Source organism: Rhizobium sp. BK512, from assembly GCF_014194915.1.
GTDB lineage: Bacteria > Pseudomonadota > Alphaproteobacteria > Rhizobiales > Rhizobiaceae > Rhizobium.
The window spans coordinates 1-17,894 of sequence record NZ_JACIAS010000006.1; the positions used below are offsets into that span (position 1 = coordinate 1).

A 17,894-nucleotide genomic window follows, 5' to 3' on the forward strand; every position below is an offset into this window, starting at 1 on the left:
GCCCGCCCCCCCCCCCCCCCCCCCCCCCCCCCCCCCCCCCCCCCCCCCCCCCCCCCCCCCCCCCCCCCCCCCCCCCCCCCCCCCCCCCCCGGTCCGATAGGAAGTCCAGGCAGGAATTTTGGGCGCCCTCCCAGTAGAAATTTATTTCAGGACTCTCGATTCGTTGACCGCCTCGCATCTTGATCGGTCCCGACTACATCGGAAAAAATTTCCAATTTGACGTTGCCGTCAGGTTGACAGCTTGTTGCGAAGCGACTTATAAACAGAACATAGAGAATTCCCAGCAAAATTAATATTGCGTTAACGGCGCGACTCGTGCAACAAAAAGGCGTGCGCAGAAATGATTCTGCCACGCCTTGTGTGTTTGCCGCGGACGCTCAGCTTGCCGCGAAGCAAGCCGTGCGTCCGAAGCGGTAGTCTAGCAACACCGTAATTAGCGCCCTTGGTCTTTCTTTTCAAGCTGAGAGAAAGCGCCACTCAAAAATGGCAAAGCATCCTCCCTTCCGCCCAGGTAACGAAGCACCTCGTTCTGGACAGTATCAGATCATTGGGCCGCGTGGCGGTGCTGGACCGGAAAGGACCGTCGTTCGCGGCGAGCCCCTCCCGCCCACGCCTAAGCCGGGCTCTAGCTATCGTTTGGTGGATCCCACCAAGCACGGCAAGTGATCACCGAGGAGACGGCGGGAGAAATCCCGCCGTTCTGCCATTTCAAAACATAGGGAAATACCATGGCCTTCAAAGTAGGTGATATAGTTATGTTGAAATCAGGCGGGCCTAAGATGACGGTCGTCTCAGTTGTCTCCAGCACGACGGTTCAGACATCGTGGTTTGCTGGGGCTAAAAATGAGAAGGCGCATTTCGCCGTCGATGCTCTGGAAGTGGCGAAAGACGCTAATGTCAAATGAAGCAGCAGCAGATTGGATGATCGCCGAGCTTAAGCGGACTGGCTATCTCTCGCAGGATGTCGTCGCTTATGAGCTGTACAAAAAATTCGGCTCAGCCGCCACTTACATGAACGACAACGGCAATCTAGCGATATCTAAAGAGGTGCTATCGCTTTTCAAAAAAATGACCGGGACTGATGTAATTTGGTCCAGAAGCGATCGCGCCTGGCGGTTTCGTCAGGCGTACGATAAGCCCGGCCGGCAACAGGATTAGCGCAGGATGGCGCGCTAACTCAGTTTTTGGCCGCCCCCTTCCTGTAGACGGCCGAGCAGGCAATCGGAAAGATCTGCCCGTCGTCTTCTTCTTCGATGACCACGAACTTCATCATGTCGTCGTCGTCTATTACGCCTATGACCTGCACCGGCTTGCCGTCCTCGTCTTCAGCTTCGAATGCATTGATCCGCATTAGTCGCGGCCGGCTCTTGTGCTCGGCCAGAGCGTCGGTGAAGGCGTCTTTAGTCGCGTTGTACAATTCGCCGTATTCCATCACGCGGCCTCCTTGAGTTCGATGGATGGCGCGGGCGCGTAGGCGAGCTCGCCGTCCCGTTCGGAGACGGTCACCGATAGGCCGCAAAGTTCGGAACTGTCGTCTACGCTATCGAGGCCCAACGCTCTCATAAGTTGGCCAAATTCCTTTTGGCCGGCTCGTTGCTTGTCCATGCTTCTATCCTCGATAATGATCCGATGCTCCCAGCAGCTTGGTTTGTCTCGCTCCGAAAGGTGCAAGATGAGTACCGACGAGCCTGTCACGCTTTGGTCTACATCCGCGTCGACGATATCAACGATACGAGGGCCCCGACGCCGAGCCTTCGGCGTTTTGGCGGGAGCATTGGCTTTGGCCTTCGTGATTGCGGCGCCCTTTGCATCGATATGGACTAGCGGCAAGTCTTCGTCCCAGCGCTCGCCGGCAAGCCAGTTGGCGGGTTCTGGTATCCATTTCATATCGACCCCGTGCTTGGCGTAGTGATCGGCCCAGATGCGAGCCGTCGCAATGACGTGCGATACCAGATCTGCGGCGTGGGTGATCTTCTTCCACTCCTTGGCTGCCTTCGCCTTGCCGTGCTTCCGTGGCCAAGCTTTCCAGAATTCAGCAAAGCGATCTCCCGATGCCGGTCCCGCTGCGGTGGCCTCCAGGCCAACCGCGGGCGGCGCCACCGGCGCGGCATCGAACATATTTCCCACTACATGTTCCCGGGTCTGTAGACCGGGTCCAGTAGGTGGGTCTTCGTTCTGGATTTTATGAACGCTATCGCCGTTTGCGTTCGGAGTTTCCCGAACACTTGTGTTCTGGTTTTCCCGAACGCTAATTTCATCTTCCGTAGTGTTCGGAGTTTTATGAACGCTATAGGCCTTTTCCCAAACGGGAACATAGCGGCTGGCGGTGCGGCCAGACCCCTTCTGCTGGGTCAGATAGCCCCAGGCAACGAGATCAGTGAGAGCGCTGTGGACGTCGCCGGCATAAAGGCCGACGCCGGCAGGATCACGTTCTTTGATCGTGGCGACGACGTGCCGGACGCTGGCAAGGGCGTCACCATATCTCGAGTGATACCAGTCGAGGATGAAACCGAACACGAGGCTGTGCTTCCGCTTCGCTCGCTTGTCGTAGGGCAGCATCGCGAGAAGATGGAATTTCGCCTCCAGGCTTTCGGGCTTGGGAGCTTTAGTTTCCGTCATGGCGCGCCGCCTCATAGGCCTCAAGAGCGAGAGCGGAAAGTTGCTCTGCCAGGGGCTTGGAGAACGTCGCTGTGCGTCGGTGGCCGGCCTGCGGCGCGTATATCAGATGCCGACCATCAGGCTGCCGCACGAGGCGAAGGCCATAAAGACGGATATCTTCGTTGAACTCGACATCGACGAAGGCGACGCAGTCACGCTCGCCAGTTTCGCCGGTCGGATGGGCGTATAGGATCTTCATGTTGTCTCCTTTGTAAAGGCGCACGAAGGCGCGTCCCGCCGACGGTCGCCGGCAGGGTGTTAAGTAGTTGGTGGAATTGAATTAATTCTGAGCGAATTCGGGGTCGAAGGTTCGATACCCTGGAGCCGCGTCAGGCTTTGCGATTTCTAGACAAAGTCATGATAAGTGGTTGATGTCGGTTCCACGTCTAGACGGTTTTCGCCATGGAAAGTCGTTGAAAATGCCCGTTTCGTCGCGGATTGAAAATCCGCGTGTCACTGGTTCGATTCCGGTCCTGGGCACCATCGCATTTCAAACTTTTTTGTTTTCGGTTGCTTGGATAGACGCGCGCCAAGCCAGTCCACCTTTCTGTCCACCTTCATTTTTCATTGGATGTACCGTGGCCACCTTTTGACCGAGCATTCTTCGACGCATCTCCTCGTCGACAATAGCCTCGCCCACTTTTAGCTGCCACCGCTACACGTAGAATATGCGCCTTGCCTGTCCGTCTTGGGGGCACCTAGCATCCTGTTTGGTCTCGGTCTCGCCGTGGGGTTGCTTGAGCAGCCGCCAGCGTCCTTCCTTGGAGAAAACCGAATGTCTGCAAAAAGATGATCGATCTCGGGATCGGGTCGCTTGTCGTAGACATCGCCCCCGGGACACTCACCGAGACTAGCTTCAACGTCCGCCGCCAGCGGGAATATGAGGCTCGAACGCCTCGCTTTCGCTGGCCAGAATCAAGAAGTGTAGACGTCCCCGTGCACTAATAAGCACAACTTTTGTGTGTAGTTAGATGATTCTAACTTGCTTATATGTGGCTGGTACGCATAATCGCCTCGGGAGGAACGGGGATGATCAGTAGCGCCGAAATTGTTGAAATGTATTCAGACTACTACGCTGATGGCGAAGTCGCTCAGAAACGCGCGATCGCAGCAAAACAGTCTGTGGGACACATTAAGAAAGTTGCAGCGGATCACAGCTTTCAGTCGGTAATCGACATTGGCGCCGGAGAAGGGGCGGTCCTTTCGGAACTTGCCGGCAACGGCTTTGCCAATCGTTTCGCTGCAGTAGAGCTATCTCGCTCAGGCATCGAGGCCATACGCGCACGTCAAATTAAAAGTCTGGCGGCAGCGGACCAATTCGACGGTTATTCAATCCCACATCCTGACAAGGCATTCGATCTCGGGCTTGCCATCCATGTCCTTGAACATGTCGAGCATGAACGAATGTTTCTGCGGGAGGCCAAACGTGTCAGCCGAAATCTCTACGTCGAAGTTCCGCTCGAACTGACGAACGATCTTCCGAAATCCATCCGCGAGTCCGGCCCCTACGGTCACATCAACTTTTATACGCCAGGCTCCTTCGAAAACTTGCTGAAGACGTGTGGTCTAAAGGTCGAACGGCTAATGGTTTTCGCTCATGACATTCAATACGAACAGTATCTAGCCGGACGGGCGAAGGGGTGGCTGAAGTACCAAATTCGCCAAAAACTCCTAAGAATTGCGCCTAAATTCGCGACCAGGAATATGGTCTATATGGCAGGCGCGTTTTGCAAAGCTGATTGATAAAGCGGGGGGCCTGCCCGTCACTTCACAAGCAGTGAAGATCGCAACATGTTGCGGCGGCGGAGAACGAATAAACGTGCTGGAGGGAGCGGACTGCAACAGTCCGCACCACATCACTCAAACGGAAATGTCGCGCGGTTCTTCAATCGGACGGAAATCCTTTGGGTGAAAGAATGGTGGCGGTCCGAGGTCGAAGCTTGAGAACCAGCCCGCCGGGCCATACTTGCTTTCGTCGCTGAAATTAGGCGGTGGAAAAAGTCCGGCAAACTTCGCGTAGGATATCATCACACCAAAGAACAGCGTGAGGACGAAAGCGACTTTCTTGGCTCGGGAGACATCTTCTTTATGCATGTGCTTGCCTGCTCATAACGACATCGAACCATTGGTACGAAAATCGTGTCAGGAAATTGTCGAAACGAATATGTGATCGCGGCCGTGAACTCTTGGCTGTCACGTCGAAACTTCGCCGGCGTAGGGAAATTTTCGCGTCCAAAGCCCTCCCGGGCGGAACCTCTCGCCACGATTTTCGTTTATGGCGCATGGCCCGTCAAACTTTCTGGAAAGGTTACCTCAAGCTCTCGCTTGTCACAGCGTCCGTTTCACTGACGCCGGCGACGACGGAGTCGAGCAAGGTGCGGTTTCATGTGTTGAACCGCGCAACGAAAAATCGCGTCGAAAGCCGCTATGTCGATAGCGTCACGCATAAGCCGGTTTCCGAGAAAGATCAGGTGAAGGGCTATCCGCGCGGCGAGGACGACTACGTCCTGCTCGAAGACGAGGAGATCGAGGAGGTGGGGCTGGAGAGCACCCGCACCATCGATATCGACAGTTTCGTACCGCGTGGATCGATCGATTGGATCTGGTATGACAAGCCGCATTTCCTGGCGCCGGAAGACAAGGTCGGCATGGAAGCCTTCTGCGTGATCCGCGAGGCGATGCGGGCCAATGATGTGGTCGGCGTTGCGCGGCTGGTGCTCTACCGACGCGAACGGGCCGTGCTGCTGGAGCCGCAGGACAAGGGCATCGTTCTCTGGACATTGCGTTATGGCGACGAGGTGCGCGAACCGGCAGCCGACCTCGATATGAAGGCAAAGGTCGATAGCGAGTTGCTGACCTTGATGAAGAAGCTGGTCAAGGAAGAGACGAAGGAATGGAGCCCTTCGATGGTGCAGGATCCGGTTCAGAAGCGGCTGAAGGCGTTGATCCGCGGTAAAGAAAAGAGCCTCAGGAAGGCAGCCCCACCCCGCAAGCCTGCCCCGGTGAAATCGACGGGCAATGTCATCAACATCATGGATGCGCTGAAGAAGAGCCTCGCCGCTGAGGGCGATCGCGGAAAGTCGCGATAGGACTTCTCGGATTCCGTTCCCCGGAAGGGGAGGGCTGTCGGTCTGTGCATAGACTCGCGCCTATCTTTTCCGCTTCTGCAATGGCTTGGCAGCCGCAAAGAACCCGTCCCAGGGATCCTTGTTAAGCGCATCGAGCCGCGCCGGCGTATTGTCCACGGTAAAATAGGCGGGGCCTATTTCGGTGGTCAGCTCACTCCACTCCAGCGGCATGGAGACGGCGGCACCCGGCCGGGCACGCGTGGAATAGGCGGCAACGGCGGTGTTCCCGCGGCCGTTCCGGAGATAGTCGATGAAGATCTTGCCGCTGCGCTTCGCCTTTGTTGCGGTCGCAAGGTAGCGGTCGGGATCATCTTTCGACATGCTGTCCGCCAGCCATTTGGCAAAGCCCTTCACGTCCACCCAGCTGGCCTTCGGCTCAAGCGGCGCCACGACATGCAGGCCCTTGCCGCCGGAAGTCTTGACGAAAGCTGCAAGGCCTTCGCCTTCGATGCGCTCCTTCAGTTCGTAAGCGGCCGCTATCACATTTTCCCATGGCACGTCCTCGCCGGGGTCGAGATCCATGGTGATCATGTCCGGCTTTTCCCAGTTGTCCGTCGTCGTGCCCCACGGATGGATTTCCAGCACTGCCGATTGCACCAGTGCCACGACGCCATCGTAATCGCCAATACGCAGCAGCTTCTCGCCACCCTTGTCCTTGGGGTCGGTAATCTGCTCGATATGGTCATTCATGCCCTTCCAGGCATGTTTCTGGAAAAAGCGCTGATGGCCAGAAATCCCATCGGGCAGACGCAGGAGCGCCAGCGGTCGATTGACGACATAGGGCGCCATGAAACGCCAGACCTGCGCATAATAATTGGCAAGGCCCTCCTTGGTGACACCCTCATCAGGCCAATAGATACGGTCGGGATGGGTGAGCTGCACTGCCGATGTTGGCAGGTTTTTTGCGGTCGTCTTTTCCATCTCGCGCACAACATCCTTTGCCGGCTTGTCCTCCCGCAATCCCCGGAAGGCTGCGTGGCGCAGGTTACCATCGGCCGACCACGCGCGGAACTCCACTTCGGCAACAAGCTGCGGCTTGACGTAGTGCAGGCCGCGCCGCTCCTCGGCGGTCAGCTTGTCGTCGAAGGAATTCTGTTTCATCTCGATGGCCGACAGCCGCTCGTAAAGCATCTGTGCCGTCGCGACCGTATAGCCGGTGCCGACGCGGCCGACATGTTTCAGTGCGTCGTCCTCGTAATAGCCCATGGCGAGCGAGCCGATGGCATTTTTCATCGCGGTCGATGGCACGTAGCCGCCGATGACGAATTCCTGCCGTTGTGAGCATTTCGATTTGATCCATTCGCCGTTGCGACCGGAGACATATTTGCTGTCGCGCTGCTTGGATACGACACCTTCGAGGCTGAGCCGGCAGGCGTGATTCAGTACCAGCCCGCCATCCTCGTTGAAATGCGCACTGTAGCGCAGTTTGCCGCTATCATCAGGCAGCAGGCTTTCGAGCAAATGTTTGCGTTCGAGGAGGCTTACGTTCAGCAGGCTGTAGCCATCGAGATAAAGCAGATCGAAAGCATAAAAGACGAAGCGATCATACCGGCCTTCGCTGAGGTCGTGCTGCAGGGCGGAGAAATCCGATGCGCCGGTATCACGCTCGACCACGAGTTCGCCGTCGAGAACAGCCGTTTCCACCGCAGCGGAGCCAAAGGCATCGACAATGTCCCTGCCGAATTTTTCCGTCCAGTCGAGCCCGCTGCGTGTCAGCATCGTCACACGTCCGTGCTCGATCTTAACCTGCAGCCGATAGCCATCGAACTTGATCTCATGAATCCAACCCTCGTCGGTCGGCGGCTTGGGTTTGAGTTTGGCAAGCTCCGGTTCGGTAAAGCCGGGCATGGCAGTCCTTTTCGCGCCCTTCGGCCAATCCCGCTTCTGCGCGACAGGAGGTTTTGCCTTTCTGGCCGGCATTTTCGCTTTTGCGGCAACAGCCTTGCCGCCCTCCGGTCTGGAGTGCCAGGTTGCGTCCGGGTTTTTGGCCACCTCTTCGAGTTGCCGGCCGGTTTTGGCGGATTCGGGACGCTCCTCAAGGATATCGGGTCCGCCTTCATGCCGCGCTTCTTCATCGTCACCCTTGATCAGCAGCCAGTTCTCACGTTTCTCGCCGGGTTTTCCATGCATGCGTACCAGGTGCCAGCGGCCCTTCAGCTTCTCCCCGTCGAGCTCGAATTCCATATGGCCCTTGCGATAGGCCTTGCGCGCGTCGCCAAGCGGCGTCCACGTGCCGCGATCCCAGACGATCACGGTGCCGCCGCCATACTGGCCCTTCGGAATGATGCCCTCGAAATCGCCATAGGAGAGCGGATGGTCTTCGACATGAACGGCCAGGCGCTTGTCTTCGGGATTGAGGCTCGGCCCTTTGGTGACGGCCCAGCTTTTCAGTACGCCGTCCATCTCGAGCCGAAAGTCGTAATGCAGCCGTGTGGCGTCATGTTTCTGGATCACGAAGCTGTTGCCCTTCGCCTGGCCTTGTTTGCCGCGCGGCTCTGGCGTGATCTTGAAATCCCGTTTGGCCTGATAGGTTTCGAGCGCCATGATCAGCTTGCCTTCCTGCTGCTTCTATCGGCGGTCTTGCGGGCGGCGGGCTTCTTCGTCGGTGTCTTGCGGTCCATCTTCGCGCCCATTTTCGCACTTTGGCGCAATGCCTCCATGAGATCGACCACCTTGCGCTCAGGCTCGCGCTTGCGTTTCGGCGGCGCACGGCCTTCGATCTTGGCTTTTACCAACTCGACGAGTGCTGCCTCGTAGCGGTCGTGATATTGGCTCGGGTCGAAGCTGCCCTGCTTGGTGGCAATGATGTGCCCCGCAAGCTCCAGCATCTCCTTGTCGAACTTGATATCGGGAATGTCCTTGAAGACGGAGCTTGCCGAGCGCACCTCATAGTCGAAGTTCAGCATGGTCGCGATGACATGGTCGTCCTGTACGCGGATGAGCAGTGTGCGGTTGCGGCGGAAGAGCACGGCTTCGGCAAGGGCTGCCATTTTGCCGTCAAGCATGACCCTCGCAATCAGCGCCAGCGCTTCCGCATCGTGCGCGTCGACCGGCGCCAGATGGTAGGGGCGGTCGAAATAGAGTTTGTCGATCCCATCGCAGGGAATGAAGCCCTGCACATTCAGCACTTTGTCGCTTTCGGGCATGATCTCGGCAATCTCATCGCCTTCGATGAGAATGTAGCCGCCGCTCTCCATTCGGTAGCCTTTGACCTGGTTGTCCCGCTCCACCGGCTTGCCGGTTTCGCTGTCGACGAACTGCCGCTCGACGCGGTGGCCGGTCCTGCGGTTGATGATGTTGAAGGAGACGCGATCTGACGAGGAGACGGCCGTATAAAGGCCGACGGCGCAAGCGAGATCGCCGACCTTCAGATGGCCCTTCCAGCTTGCGCGTGCTGCCATCGCCCCCTCCGTTCAGAGCCTGCCGTTGCCTTTGTCGGTTTCAAGTGGCTGGAATTTCCAGCCGTTTCCATCTGGCGCTGGATAGGCGAGCAGCGCATCGCCGTTGCCGATCTTCTGGCGAGCAGCGGCGTTTCTCGCGCGATCCATTGCCTGTTCAGCGGTAGCGTAGGGTTCGGACAATGTGTCGCCGAGCTTGTAAGCCCAACCATTGTCGTGGGGAACGATCTGATAGGTGATGTCGGCCATATGCTCTCCTCCTTGTCAACCGTTCTGGTCATTCATTGCCGGGACGGGCGGCTGCGCCGCTCGTCAAGCGCGATGATCTTTTCGAGCGATGCGATATCCTCGCTGGTGACGACCGGAACTGGATCGCCGGCAATCGCCTCCAGTACTTCCTTGGATACTGCACCGTTGCGAATTGCCCATTCCAACGTCTCGCGTGTTTCCCGCTCGGCCTTGAGTTGGGCGTAGAGCGCAACGATCAGCCGGTCGCGAGCATCCATAGTTTTGTGCTTGCGGTCGATGTGGCGAGCATTGGGCATGGAGAAACCGTGCCTCTTCATGAGGTTGCTTTGGAAAAAAACTGCTGAGAAGTAGAAAAGTTCCGTTCGGTAGCGCTGAGTGAAAATCAAATCACCGCATTGCGGCTCTGGACCGGAACCACTATCTGAAAGCTATATTTGATAGAGGATTTCAAAATGGCCGATCTCAAGGCTCGTCCCCGTCCCACCGGTGCAAAGGCTGTTCTCGGCCGTGTCGGTTTCCCGCATGTCACCTCGGTTACCGGCGGCGAGATCGATATCGTCACCAGCCCGTCGCAGCCGGGCTTCAATCCGCTCGATCTGCTCTATTCCTCGCTTTCGGCCTGTCTCGTGCTCAGCGCCCGCATGGCGGCAAGCCAGCTCGGCATCCTTGACAAGGTCACGGAGATCACCGCTGATGTGACCGGCGAGAAGGCTGTGGAAGGGCTGTCCCGCGTCGCGAAATTCAACATCGCTTTCTCCATCAAGGGCGATATTGACGAGGAAACGCGTCGCAAGATCGCCCATATGGCCGAAGACGAAATCTGCACGGTCAGCAACACCATCCGGGGCACGCCGGAATTCGCAACCACGATTTCCGGATGATCGCGTCGCCGCAGATTTCTGCATAAAAATTATAGACAATGGTACCGGAGCATTGCGTGGCCGTCGTGCTCCACATATGCTTTCGCATCCATTGAAATGATGCCGGCTGAGATGCAGTTTCAGACAGAACTTTCGACCGAACAGAAATCCCGGCGGCCGCTTGTCGCCATTATCGGCGGCGGTGTTTCAGGAGCGGGTGTCGCCTATCATCTGTTGAAGCTTGCCGGCAACGATGTGCCCGAGATTGTGGTGTTCGAGCCGCGCCCCATGCTGGGCCGCGGTCTTGCCTATGACACTGTCGATCCGGCGCACCGCATCAATGTACCGGCCGCCAAGATGAGCCTGCAGCCGGACGATGTGGAAGAGTTCCAGCGCTGGATCGAGATGAACAATGCCGTGCGCGACGATCCCGAGGCCGCGCGCCAGAATGGCCAGCTGTTCCCGCGCCGGCGTGTCTTCGGTGATTATGTCGGCTCGCTTCTGCAACCCTTCCTGAAGTCGGGTGCCATCACGCATCGCCGCGCCCTGGTGACGGCCATCCGCCGCAAGGGTGATGGCTGGGTGATCCTCGACGCCAAGGGTGGTCGGACGCAAGCCGATATCGTTGCCATCGCCACCAGCCATCCTCCCCCGGTTGCACCGGGCAGGCTCGCGGCTATTCTTTCAAGCCATCCTCGTTTCGTCGCCGATACCACGAAACCCGGCTCCCTGGAGATCGTGCGGCCGCAGGATAGGGTTCTCGTCATTGGCAACGGTCTGACGGCTGCAGATGTCATCGCCTCGCTTGCACGCAACGGCCATGAGGGTCCTGTCGTCGCGATTTCCCGCCGCGGCCTGCGCTCTCGCGGCCATGCTGCGGCTCCGCAGGAGCCCTTCGGCGATTTCATCGCCGATCCGGGATACTCTGCAGTCGCGTTGTTGCGCAGGATCCGGCTGACCATTCGCCAGGCGGCTGAGCAGGGCTTGAGCTGGCATGCTGTCATCGATCAGGTGCGCTCCCAGGGCCACGATCTATGGCGTGCTCTGCCTGTCGCCGAGCGGCGGCGCATCGTCCGACATCTCAGACCATATTGGGATGTTCATCGTTTCCGCATCGCCCCACAGGTGGAAGCCGTGCTCGATTCGGCAATCGAAGCCGGCCGGCTGGAAGTACTCGCGGCATCCGTTGCCGATGCCAAGGTCGAGGGTGAAACGATCCGTGTCACCCTGCAGCCGCGGCACGCCCGCGAAAGATTGGAACGGACGTTCGACGCCGTCGTCGTCACGACTGGTCCGGCGCATGGCGGCATCTTGCAGACACAGCCCTGGCTGGGAGAACTCGCGCGCGAAGGCTGTCTCGTCCTCGACCCGGCCGGTCTCGGGCTTGCTTGTTCCGAGCATTCCGAAGCGCTCGGAGCGGATGGTCAGGTGATCCCCACCTTGCTCATTTCCGGTCCGCTTGCACGCGGCACCTTCGGCGAATTGATGGGATTGCCGCAAATCACAGAGCATGCGGTCTTCGTCGCCCGCGAGATCGCAGAAAAGCTGAAAGCCGCGGCCGAGGGATAATCACGATCTATTTCTGATCGATCTGTCGTTCACCGACTGTCATCGAGGCGCGACTTCTGATAGTCGCTGCGTCAGTCGCGGCTTGCGAGATCAGCCGTGCAGAAAGCATCGAGATCATGTCGCAGGCCGCTTCCCCCGTTTCCGAAACTCCGTCTTCCAGCCGCCTCCCGCTCATCGCCCTCATTATCGGTGGTGCGGCGATCGGCGGATCGCCAATCTTCGTACGGCTTTCCGAGGTCGGGCCGATGGCAACGGCCTTCTGGCGTGTGGCGCTGGCGCTGATCCCGATCTTCATCTTCTCGCTTCTGCGCAAGGATACCGGTCCCAAGCCGAAGAGCCTTGCCGATTACGGTATGCTGATCCTGCCGGGCGCCGTGCTGGCGCTTGATCTGTCGGCCTGGCATCTGTCGATCACCATGACCTCCGTCGCCAATGCGACACTGCTTGCAAACCTTGCCCCGGTCTTCGTCACCGCTATCGGATTTCTATTCTTGGGCGCCAAGGTTACCCGCGTCTTCGTGCTCGGTCTGGTCCTGGCATTGGCCGGCGTAATCGTGCTGAAGGGCGGGCCTGCTGCCTTTGGAAACGGCGACCTGCGGGGTGATGGGGTCGCCATGATCGCCGCCTTCTTCTACGCCTGCTACATCCTGGCAATCGGCGCGCTGCGCAGTCGTTTCGATACGATCCGCATCATGCTGTGGAGCACAGCCTCTGCCGCGGTCGGCGTCTTCCCGCTCGCGTTCTTCTTCGAAGGCCACATGCTGCCGGCAAGCCTTTACGGCTGGTCGGTGGTCTCGGGCCTTGCCTTCGTCAGCCATGCGGGCGGGCAAGTGGCGATCGCCTATGCGCTTGCTTACCTGCCGGCCGCGTTCTCCTCGCTGACCTTGCTTCTCCAGCCGGTCGTGGCGGCCATTCTCGCCTGGGCGCTGCTCAACGAGTCGATCACGGCAATGCAGGCCCTGGGGGGCCTCATCGTGCTTGCAGGCATCATGATCGCCAGGCGAGGGTGACCCGCTTAAAGGAAGCTTGACCATTGGCTGCTAAACCTGTCCAGGAGTTCGGACAGGATTGGCTATGGCGAACCTTGGTCAGATATTTTCAGCTGAAGTCCACGGCGCGGAAAAGCTGCAGGACGTGACTGTCCGGCAGGCGTCGACGGCGCCTCTGCTCGTGTTCATGGGTTTTGTGGCCATTCTTGTCGGCCTGTTCAAATTTCCGCCGCTGCTCGATTACGCCAACCACTATGCCCGGATGTGGCTGCTTGCCGGCGGCATAAGGGAAGCACCATTCCCCGAGATCTACGCGATCGAGTGGAACCGCACCTTCACCAATGTCGGCATCGATCTGCTTGCCCGTTTCATCGGTCCTGTCATCGGCGTCTCGCTGCTCGCCCGTACCCTGCTGTTCCTGGCCATTGTCCTTCCGCCGCTTGGCGCAATCGCTCTGCATCGCCGCTTGTTCGGCGGCAGCTACTATTGGCAGATCGGCATGCTGTATTTCGCCTGGTGCGCCACGCTGATCGGCGGTTTCATCAATTTCCAGATCGGCCTCGGCCTTGCGTTACTGTTTTCAACGATGGATCACCGGCTGCAGTCCGGTTCTGCGGTCAGGCTCTTCCTCTGGCGGGTGGCCGCGTCGCTGTTTCTCACCGTCGTGCATATCTTCTCGGTAGGCTTCTTCCTGGCGATCGTCTGCGGGCTGGAATTTTCCTGGCGCTTTGACATTCTCACATCGCGCACGGCGGTGTTGCGTCTCGCCGGCAGACTTGCCGCTGCAATGGCTGCCTGCCTGTTGCCGCCGCTTGTGCTGGCACTGACCGCCGCAGAGCTCCCGGGCAGTCATGCTGGCGGCATCCTGGCGGCCTGGAACGACGGGCCGGTACTGCTGATTTTCAACCTGCTGTCGGCCGTCTGGACCTATGTTGCGATCGTCGATGTCATTTTGCTTGTACCGATTCTGCTCGTCTGCAGCAGGGCGGTTGCCGCAAAGGACATGCGCGTTCATGCGGGGCTTGTGATCACCTCGGCCGGTCTTCTTGTTCTAGCCATCCTTTCACCACGGCATGCCTTCGGTACCGGCTGGATAAGCTGGCGCTTTCCCATCATGGCTGCCCTTGTCGGCATGGTGATGATCTGCCCTTTCCAAAAAGTCGGCCGGCGTCAGGCCATCGTCCTGTTCATCGCCTTGAATATCGCTGTCCTTGGCCGAACCGCCTGGATCGGTTTCAACTGGTGGCAGGGGCAGGCCGATGTTGCCAGCGTTGAGAAGGTGCTTGAAGCTGTTCCTCCCGGCGCAGCGATCTTGCCGCTGCAGCACGATCCGGCCTTTGCCGAGATAAAACTCGATCAGCGGCATTATGCATTCACCGAGGATACATTTCGGCATCTGCCGACATTGGCGGTGCCTCTGGCGCATGCTTTTGTCCCGACGCTCTTCAGCGCGCAGGGCAAGCAGCCTCTTGCCGTCCTGCCCTCCTGGTCGGACCGTTCGGTACCGGAAGGAAATCTCTTTTCAACCGGTGTTCTGTCCTGTCCGGGCCTGATGGCGGAGGCTGCCAGCTTCACGCCCTATCTCGTCGACTGGCGCAGCAAGTTTGATTTCATCATGGTCGTCAATGCCGATACCGTCGATCAGAATGTCGGCGACGTCATGCCGGCAGGTACCCGCCTTCTGCGAGACGCTGGCTTTGCGAGGCTTTACGCGATCGATCGCAAGGCGCCGGCGGCACTGGAGGCCGTGCCAGCATCATGCCCAGACAGTTTCCACTGGTAGCTTACTGGGTTTCCTGCAGTTTGTTTTCCTGCAGCAGCCATTTTTGAATGATCGGCACGTCGGCATCGCCGAGATCGTGACCGCCGGGGATGACGTCGGAATCGACAGTCGCCCCCGATGTCTTCAGCCGGGTTTCCAGTTCGCTCGCATATTTGCCATAGGCATCCATCTTGCCGCTGATGACGAGCAGGTCCGTGCCCTTCAGGTCGGCATGAGGATAGGTGCTGAGCACCGGCATGGAGCGAAGGAGCACAGCCTTGTGCACCAGGTTCGGGTGCAGGTAGAGCAGCGAATTCAAAAGGTTCGCGCCGTTGGAATAGCCGACATAGACGACCTTCTTCGGATCGAGGCCGTAGGATTTGACCGCGCCTTCGATGAAGGCGGCAAAGGCTTCGGCCTCGTTCTTGATGTCGTCCTGGTCGAAGGAGAAAGGCGTAATGCGCTTGTACCAGCGCGGGAAGCCTTCTTCGGTCGCACGACCGCGCACGCCGAGGAGTGTGGCGCGTGGAGCGACCTTGTTCAGGAGCGGCATCAGCGTCGTCTCATTGCCGCCGGAGCCGTGCAGCAGCACGAAGACGCTGCCGTCCGGATCCGGTGGCGTATAGAAACGATGGACGAAAGGCAGATCGCGGTAATTGATACGCGGCTTGCCGGGCATGGAAAATTGCGGCAGCACGACCTTGAGGTCGCTGAGACTGGTAATCGAATCCTTCGGTGGGATGAAAAGCTTGCTGCCGAGGGTAGCCTTCGGCTCATCCACCAGCATGCCTGGCTGGTTGGTGGCAAGCTCTATGAGCGTGCCGCCGGGTTCACGGGCATAGAGCGAGCGGAAGTATTTGCGATCGTGCAGGTTGGTTGCCGAAGCATTTTCCTTTTCGAGCGCCGTGTGAACGGCAAGCACGGCTTCGTCGTCATCGGCGCGGAAGGCCACATGGTCGAACGTGCCGGTGCCCGGCGCGCCGCCCCAGAAGCCACGCGCATCGCGCACGTCGATGACGTCACCCGACTGCGAGATGAGGCGATCGATCGTGCCCCGATTTGCCTGGAACCTGTAGCCGAAATGGCTTTCGATGAAATGGCGGCTCTCCGCCGGCTTTTCAGTCAGCATGGTCGCACCACGCACGCGCTGCACGGCATGCTCGATCGGCACCTCGCTGCCATCCCAGACGGTTGGCGATTTCAGATCCTTGGCGCCGGCGAGCTTCACGATGACATTGTCGGGATCCTTCAGCCGCAGAACCGGCTCGCCGAATTCATCTGCCGGACCTTCCGAGCGGAAGCCGAAGCGCATCGCGCGCGTCAGCCAGTAACCGATGCTGGAGGGATCGATCGCCAGCGACATTTCGCTGATCTGGCCGTAGCCGGCGCGGCCGGGCGCTCCGTCCTCCCAGACGAGGAAAGTCACGAGCGAGCCCGGAGTACCTTCGGCATCACCATAGAAGAGATGAAGCTGTGTGGCGTCCTCGAAACCGGCCGTCTGTTTGACGAGCCGCATACCAAGGAATCCGGCGTAGAAATCCACGTTCGCCTGCACCTTGCGGGTGATCAGCGTGATATGGTGTATGCCTGAAGCCATGGATGAAAGCCCGAATTGAAAAGGCGAGGCCAGGAGCGCGAGTATGAGGGTCGTTGCTAGCGTCATGCCGTTGCCAATGGCCTTCTCTCTAATTTTGTTCCGCAAAAAGTACAAGTGCGTCACCACGCGGCAGGAGCTCCAGCGTGTCGACTTCCTCTAACGCTTCCTCGAGTTGCTGCAGTGTCGGCGGCTTGACCATGTAGGCGAGTGCGCCGAGATCCTTTGCCCGTTGCATGTCGCTTTCGTCGCTTGATGTGCTCAGCACGCAGACTGGAATCCGGTTCAGCCGTTGATCGGATGAGAGCGCATTCAGCACTTCGAAACCGTCCATGATCGGCATGTTGATGTCGAGCAACATCAGGTCGATCTGCGGTTCGTCCGGGATACCTGCGCGTTGCTCCAGGAGCCGCATCGCCTCACGACCGTTGGTCGCCACATGCAGGTTGAAATTCACCTTCTCGCGGCGCATCAGCTTGATCTTCAGAAGCTGGATATCGGCCGGGCTGTCTTCCACCAGCAGCACTTCGGCGAGCCTGCCGCGGCTTTCGCTCGCATGGTCGGATGCTTTTGCCGTCGGGGACTGTTTGCGAGTGATCGGCTGTCCGCCCGATGTCTCCGCGAGTGGTACTTCGAGCAGGAAGGTCGCACCTCTGCCGGTCTTCGCCTCGCACCAGATAGAGCCGCCATGCAGCTGCGCGATGCGGCGGCATATGGCAAGCCCGAGCCCTGTGCCTTCGATGCCGCGGCCGACGAGGCGCTTGAAGGGTTGGAAGATCAGCTCACGATGATCGGGGTCGATGCCCGGCCCGTTGTCGTCGATCGTCAGGCGGCAGACTCCCCTGTCTGCTATGGCCGAAATGCGCACTTCCGGAACGGTATCCTCACAATAGCGGATCGCATTGGAGACGAGGTTCTGCAAAAGCTGGATCAGCAGCGTCGCGTCGCCCATCACCTCCGGCAGATGGCCGCGGATAAGGATCGCCTGCCGGCTTTCGATCTGCTGGTGCAGATTGTGCTCCACCTGATCGAGCACTGCCGACAAGGGGACGGGCTTGAGCTCGAGTTCGCTCGAAACCTCCAGCCTCGTAAAGCCCGAGACCTTGACGATCAGGTCTTCCATGTGATCGGCGGCGCTCAGTATATAATCGAGAAGCTCGCGGTCTTCGGCCGGCAATTCGGCCGAGCCATGCAGGATGCGGCTGAAGGACTTGATCGTTCGCAGCGGCTCCTTGAGATCATGCGCCATGGCGCGGGTGAAGATTTCGAGCGACTGCCGCTTCTGCTCGAGCTTTGCTTCCAGCGCGCCATGCATCATCGCATTCTGGATGCAGCGGTGCAGGGTTTCGGGCGATAGCGCATCCTTGGTGAGATAGTCGCGCGCACCGCTTTTCATCACTTCAACGGCGACGGTCTCGTTACCCTGGCCGGTCAGCATGACCACATTGGCGGCGGCATCCTGGGCGAGGATTTCCGAGAGCACGCCAAGGCCGTCGCGGCCGGGAAGCGAATAGTCGAGCAAGATGCAGTGAGGGTGCCTCTGGCTGCTGAGGGCCAGACCCTCGTCACCGGTCTCGGCCTCGATCACGGTATAATTCGTGCCGGAGACGCGTGCCAGCATGCGGCGATAGACTTCCCGGTCGTCTATGTTGTCATCGATGATGAGAACGCAGCAGTCTTCCGCCAA

The 17,894-nt window shown here is 58.9% G+C and carries 18 protein-coding genes and 1 tRNA gene; 9 read left to right on the plus strand and 10 right to left on the minus strand.

Features of this window, described 5'->3' with window-relative positions; all coding sequences use genetic code 11:
* Positions 1 to 728 precede the first annotated feature (728 nt).
* Together FHX06_RS20590 and FHX06_RS20595 are read left to right on the plus strand one after the other, a co-directional pair.
* The gene (locus tag FHX06_RS20590; RefSeq protein ID WP_183880710.1) at positions 729 to 905 is read left to right on the plus strand and encodes a DUF2158 domain-containing protein; all 177 of its coding nucleotides are present in this window, start codon (positions 729 to 731) and stop codon (positions 903 to 905) included.
* The gene (locus tag FHX06_RS20595) at positions 895 to 1,158 is read left to right on the plus strand and encodes a DUF6953 family protein (protein WP_183880711.1); all 264 of its coding nucleotides are present in this window, start codon (positions 895 to 897) and stop codon (positions 1,156 to 1,158) included. Before FHX06_RS20590 ends, FHX06_RS20595 begins: the two co-directional genes overlap by 11 nt.
* A 19-nt stretch (positions 1,159 to 1,177) precedes the next feature.
* On the opposite strand, the gene FHX06_RS20600 is transcribed toward FHX06_RS20595, so the two are convergent.
* From FHX06_RS20600 to FHX06_RS20610, 3 genes are read right to left on the minus strand one after another with little or no spacing between them, the layout of a single operon-like run.
* Positions 1,178 to 1,432 carry a hypothetical protein gene (locus tag FHX06_RS20600; protein ID WP_183880713.1) on the minus strand — a complete coding sequence of 85 codons (255 nt, stop codon included), beginning with the start codon at positions 1,430 to 1,432 and terminating at the stop codon, positions 1,178 to 1,180.
* Positions 1,432 to 2,619, minus strand: coding sequence for a hypothetical protein (locus FHX06_RS20605; RefSeq protein WP_183880715.1), 1,188 nt, complete (start codon positions 2,617 to 2,619; stop codon positions 1,432 to 1,434). The genes FHX06_RS20600 and FHX06_RS20605 overlap by 1 nt, the downstream gene beginning before the upstream one ends.
* A complete protein-coding gene (locus FHX06_RS20610) occupies positions 2,606 to 2,857 on the minus strand; it encodes a hypothetical protein (RefSeq protein WP_183880717.1) in 252 nt (83 codons plus the stop codon). Before FHX06_RS20610 ends, FHX06_RS20605 begins: the two co-directional genes overlap by 14 nt.
* A gap of 165 nt (positions 2,858 to 3,022) precedes the next feature.
* Between FHX06_RS20610 and FHX06_RS20615 the strand changes: the two genes are divergently transcribed.
* Both FHX06_RS20615 and FHX06_RS20620 read left to right on the plus strand, forming a co-directional pair.
* Positions 3,023 to 3,141 (plus strand) — tRNA-OTHER (locus FHX06_RS20615).
* A gap of 546 nt (positions 3,142 to 3,687) precedes the next feature.
* Positions 3,688 to 4,401, plus strand: a complete 714-nt coding sequence (locus FHX06_RS20620) for a class I SAM-dependent methyltransferase (RefSeq protein ID WP_112541563.1) — start codon at positions 3,688 to 3,690, stop codon at positions 4,399 to 4,401.
* Positions 4,402 to 4,518: 117 nt separating this feature from the next.
* Here the strand turns inward: FHX06_RS20620 and FHX06_RS20625 are convergent, their stop codons facing one another.
* Positions 4,519 to 4,752, minus strand: a complete 234-nt coding sequence (locus tag FHX06_RS20625; RefSeq protein WP_113211379.1) for a hypothetical protein — start codon at positions 4,750 to 4,752, stop codon at positions 4,519 to 4,521.
* 188 nt (positions 4,753 to 4,940) lie between these two features.
* On the opposite strand from FHX06_RS20625, the gene FHX06_RS20630 reads away from it, so the two are divergent.
* Positions 4,941 to 5,747, plus strand: a complete 807-nt coding sequence (locus tag FHX06_RS20630; RefSeq protein ID WP_183880719.1) for a Ku protein — start codon at positions 4,941 to 4,943, stop codon at positions 5,745 to 5,747.
* A 60-nt stretch (positions 5,748 to 5,807) separates the two neighbouring features.
* On the opposite strand, the gene ligD is transcribed toward FHX06_RS20630, so the two are convergent.
* Genes ligD through FHX06_RS20650 form a run of 4 tightly spaced genes read right to left on the minus strand, consistent with a single transcriptional unit; the run spans position 5,808 to position 9,729 of the window.
* Positions 5,808 to 8,330, minus strand: a complete 2,523-nt coding sequence (ligD, locus tag FHX06_RS20635; RefSeq protein ID WP_183880721.1) for a DNA ligase D — start codon at positions 8,328 to 8,330, stop codon at positions 5,808 to 5,810.
* A gap of 2 nt (positions 8,331 to 8,332) precedes the next feature.
* Entirely contained in the window at positions 8,333 to 9,187 is an 855-nt protein-coding gene (locus FHX06_RS20640) for a Ku protein (protein ID WP_183880723.1), read from the minus strand.
* Positions 9,188 to 9,199: 12 nt separating this feature from the next.
* Positions 9,200 to 9,433, minus strand: coding sequence for a DUF2188 domain-containing protein (locus FHX06_RS20645; protein ID WP_018113919.1), 234 nt, complete (start codon positions 9,431 to 9,433; stop codon positions 9,200 to 9,202).
* 32 nt (positions 9,434 to 9,465) lie between these two features.
* Entirely contained in the window at positions 9,466 to 9,729 is a 264-nt protein-coding gene (locus FHX06_RS20650; RefSeq protein ID WP_112969871.1) for a hypothetical protein, read from the minus strand.
* A 156-nt stretch (positions 9,730 to 9,885) separates the two neighbouring features.
* Here FHX06_RS20650 and FHX06_RS20655 point away from each other — a divergent pair, with 156 nt between their 5' ends.
* From FHX06_RS20655 to FHX06_RS20670, 4 genes are all read left to right on the plus strand, one after another.
* Positions 9,886 to 10,314, plus strand: coding sequence for an OsmC family protein (locus tag FHX06_RS20655; protein WP_018114032.1), 429 nt, complete (start codon positions 9,886 to 9,888; stop codon positions 10,312 to 10,314).
* Positions 10,315 to 10,410: 96 nt separating this feature from the next.
* A complete protein-coding gene (locus tag FHX06_RS20660) occupies positions 10,411 to 11,862 on the plus strand; it encodes an FAD/NAD(P)-binding protein (RefSeq protein WP_183880725.1) in 1,452 nt (483 codons plus the stop codon).
* 116 nt (positions 11,863 to 11,978) lie between these two features.
* Positions 11,979 to 12,872 (plus strand): DMT family transporter, encoded by an 894-nt coding sequence (locus FHX06_RS20665; RefSeq protein ID WP_183880727.1) that lies wholly within the window; start codon positions 11,979 to 11,981, stop codon positions 12,870 to 12,872.
* A gap of 64 nt (positions 12,873 to 12,936) precedes the next feature.
* Positions 12,937 to 14,634 carry a hypothetical protein gene (locus FHX06_RS20670; RefSeq protein WP_183880729.1) on the plus strand — a complete coding sequence of 566 codons (1,698 nt, stop codon included), beginning with the start codon at positions 12,937 to 12,939 and terminating at the stop codon, positions 14,632 to 14,634.
* Position 14,635: 1 nt separating this feature from the next.
* On the opposite strand, the gene FHX06_RS20675 is transcribed toward FHX06_RS20670, so the two are convergent.
* Both FHX06_RS20675 and FHX06_RS20680 read right to left on the minus strand, forming a co-directional pair.
* Positions 14,636 to 16,276 carry a VOC family protein gene (locus FHX06_RS20675; RefSeq protein WP_183880731.1) on the minus strand — a complete coding sequence of 547 codons (1,641 nt, stop codon included), beginning with the start codon at positions 16,274 to 16,276 and terminating at the stop codon, positions 14,636 to 14,638.
* A gap of 22 nt (positions 16,277 to 16,298) precedes the next feature.
* A complete protein-coding gene (locus tag FHX06_RS20680) occupies positions 16,299 to 17,894 on the minus strand; it encodes a response regulator (RefSeq protein WP_113211383.1) in 1,596 nt (531 codons plus the stop codon).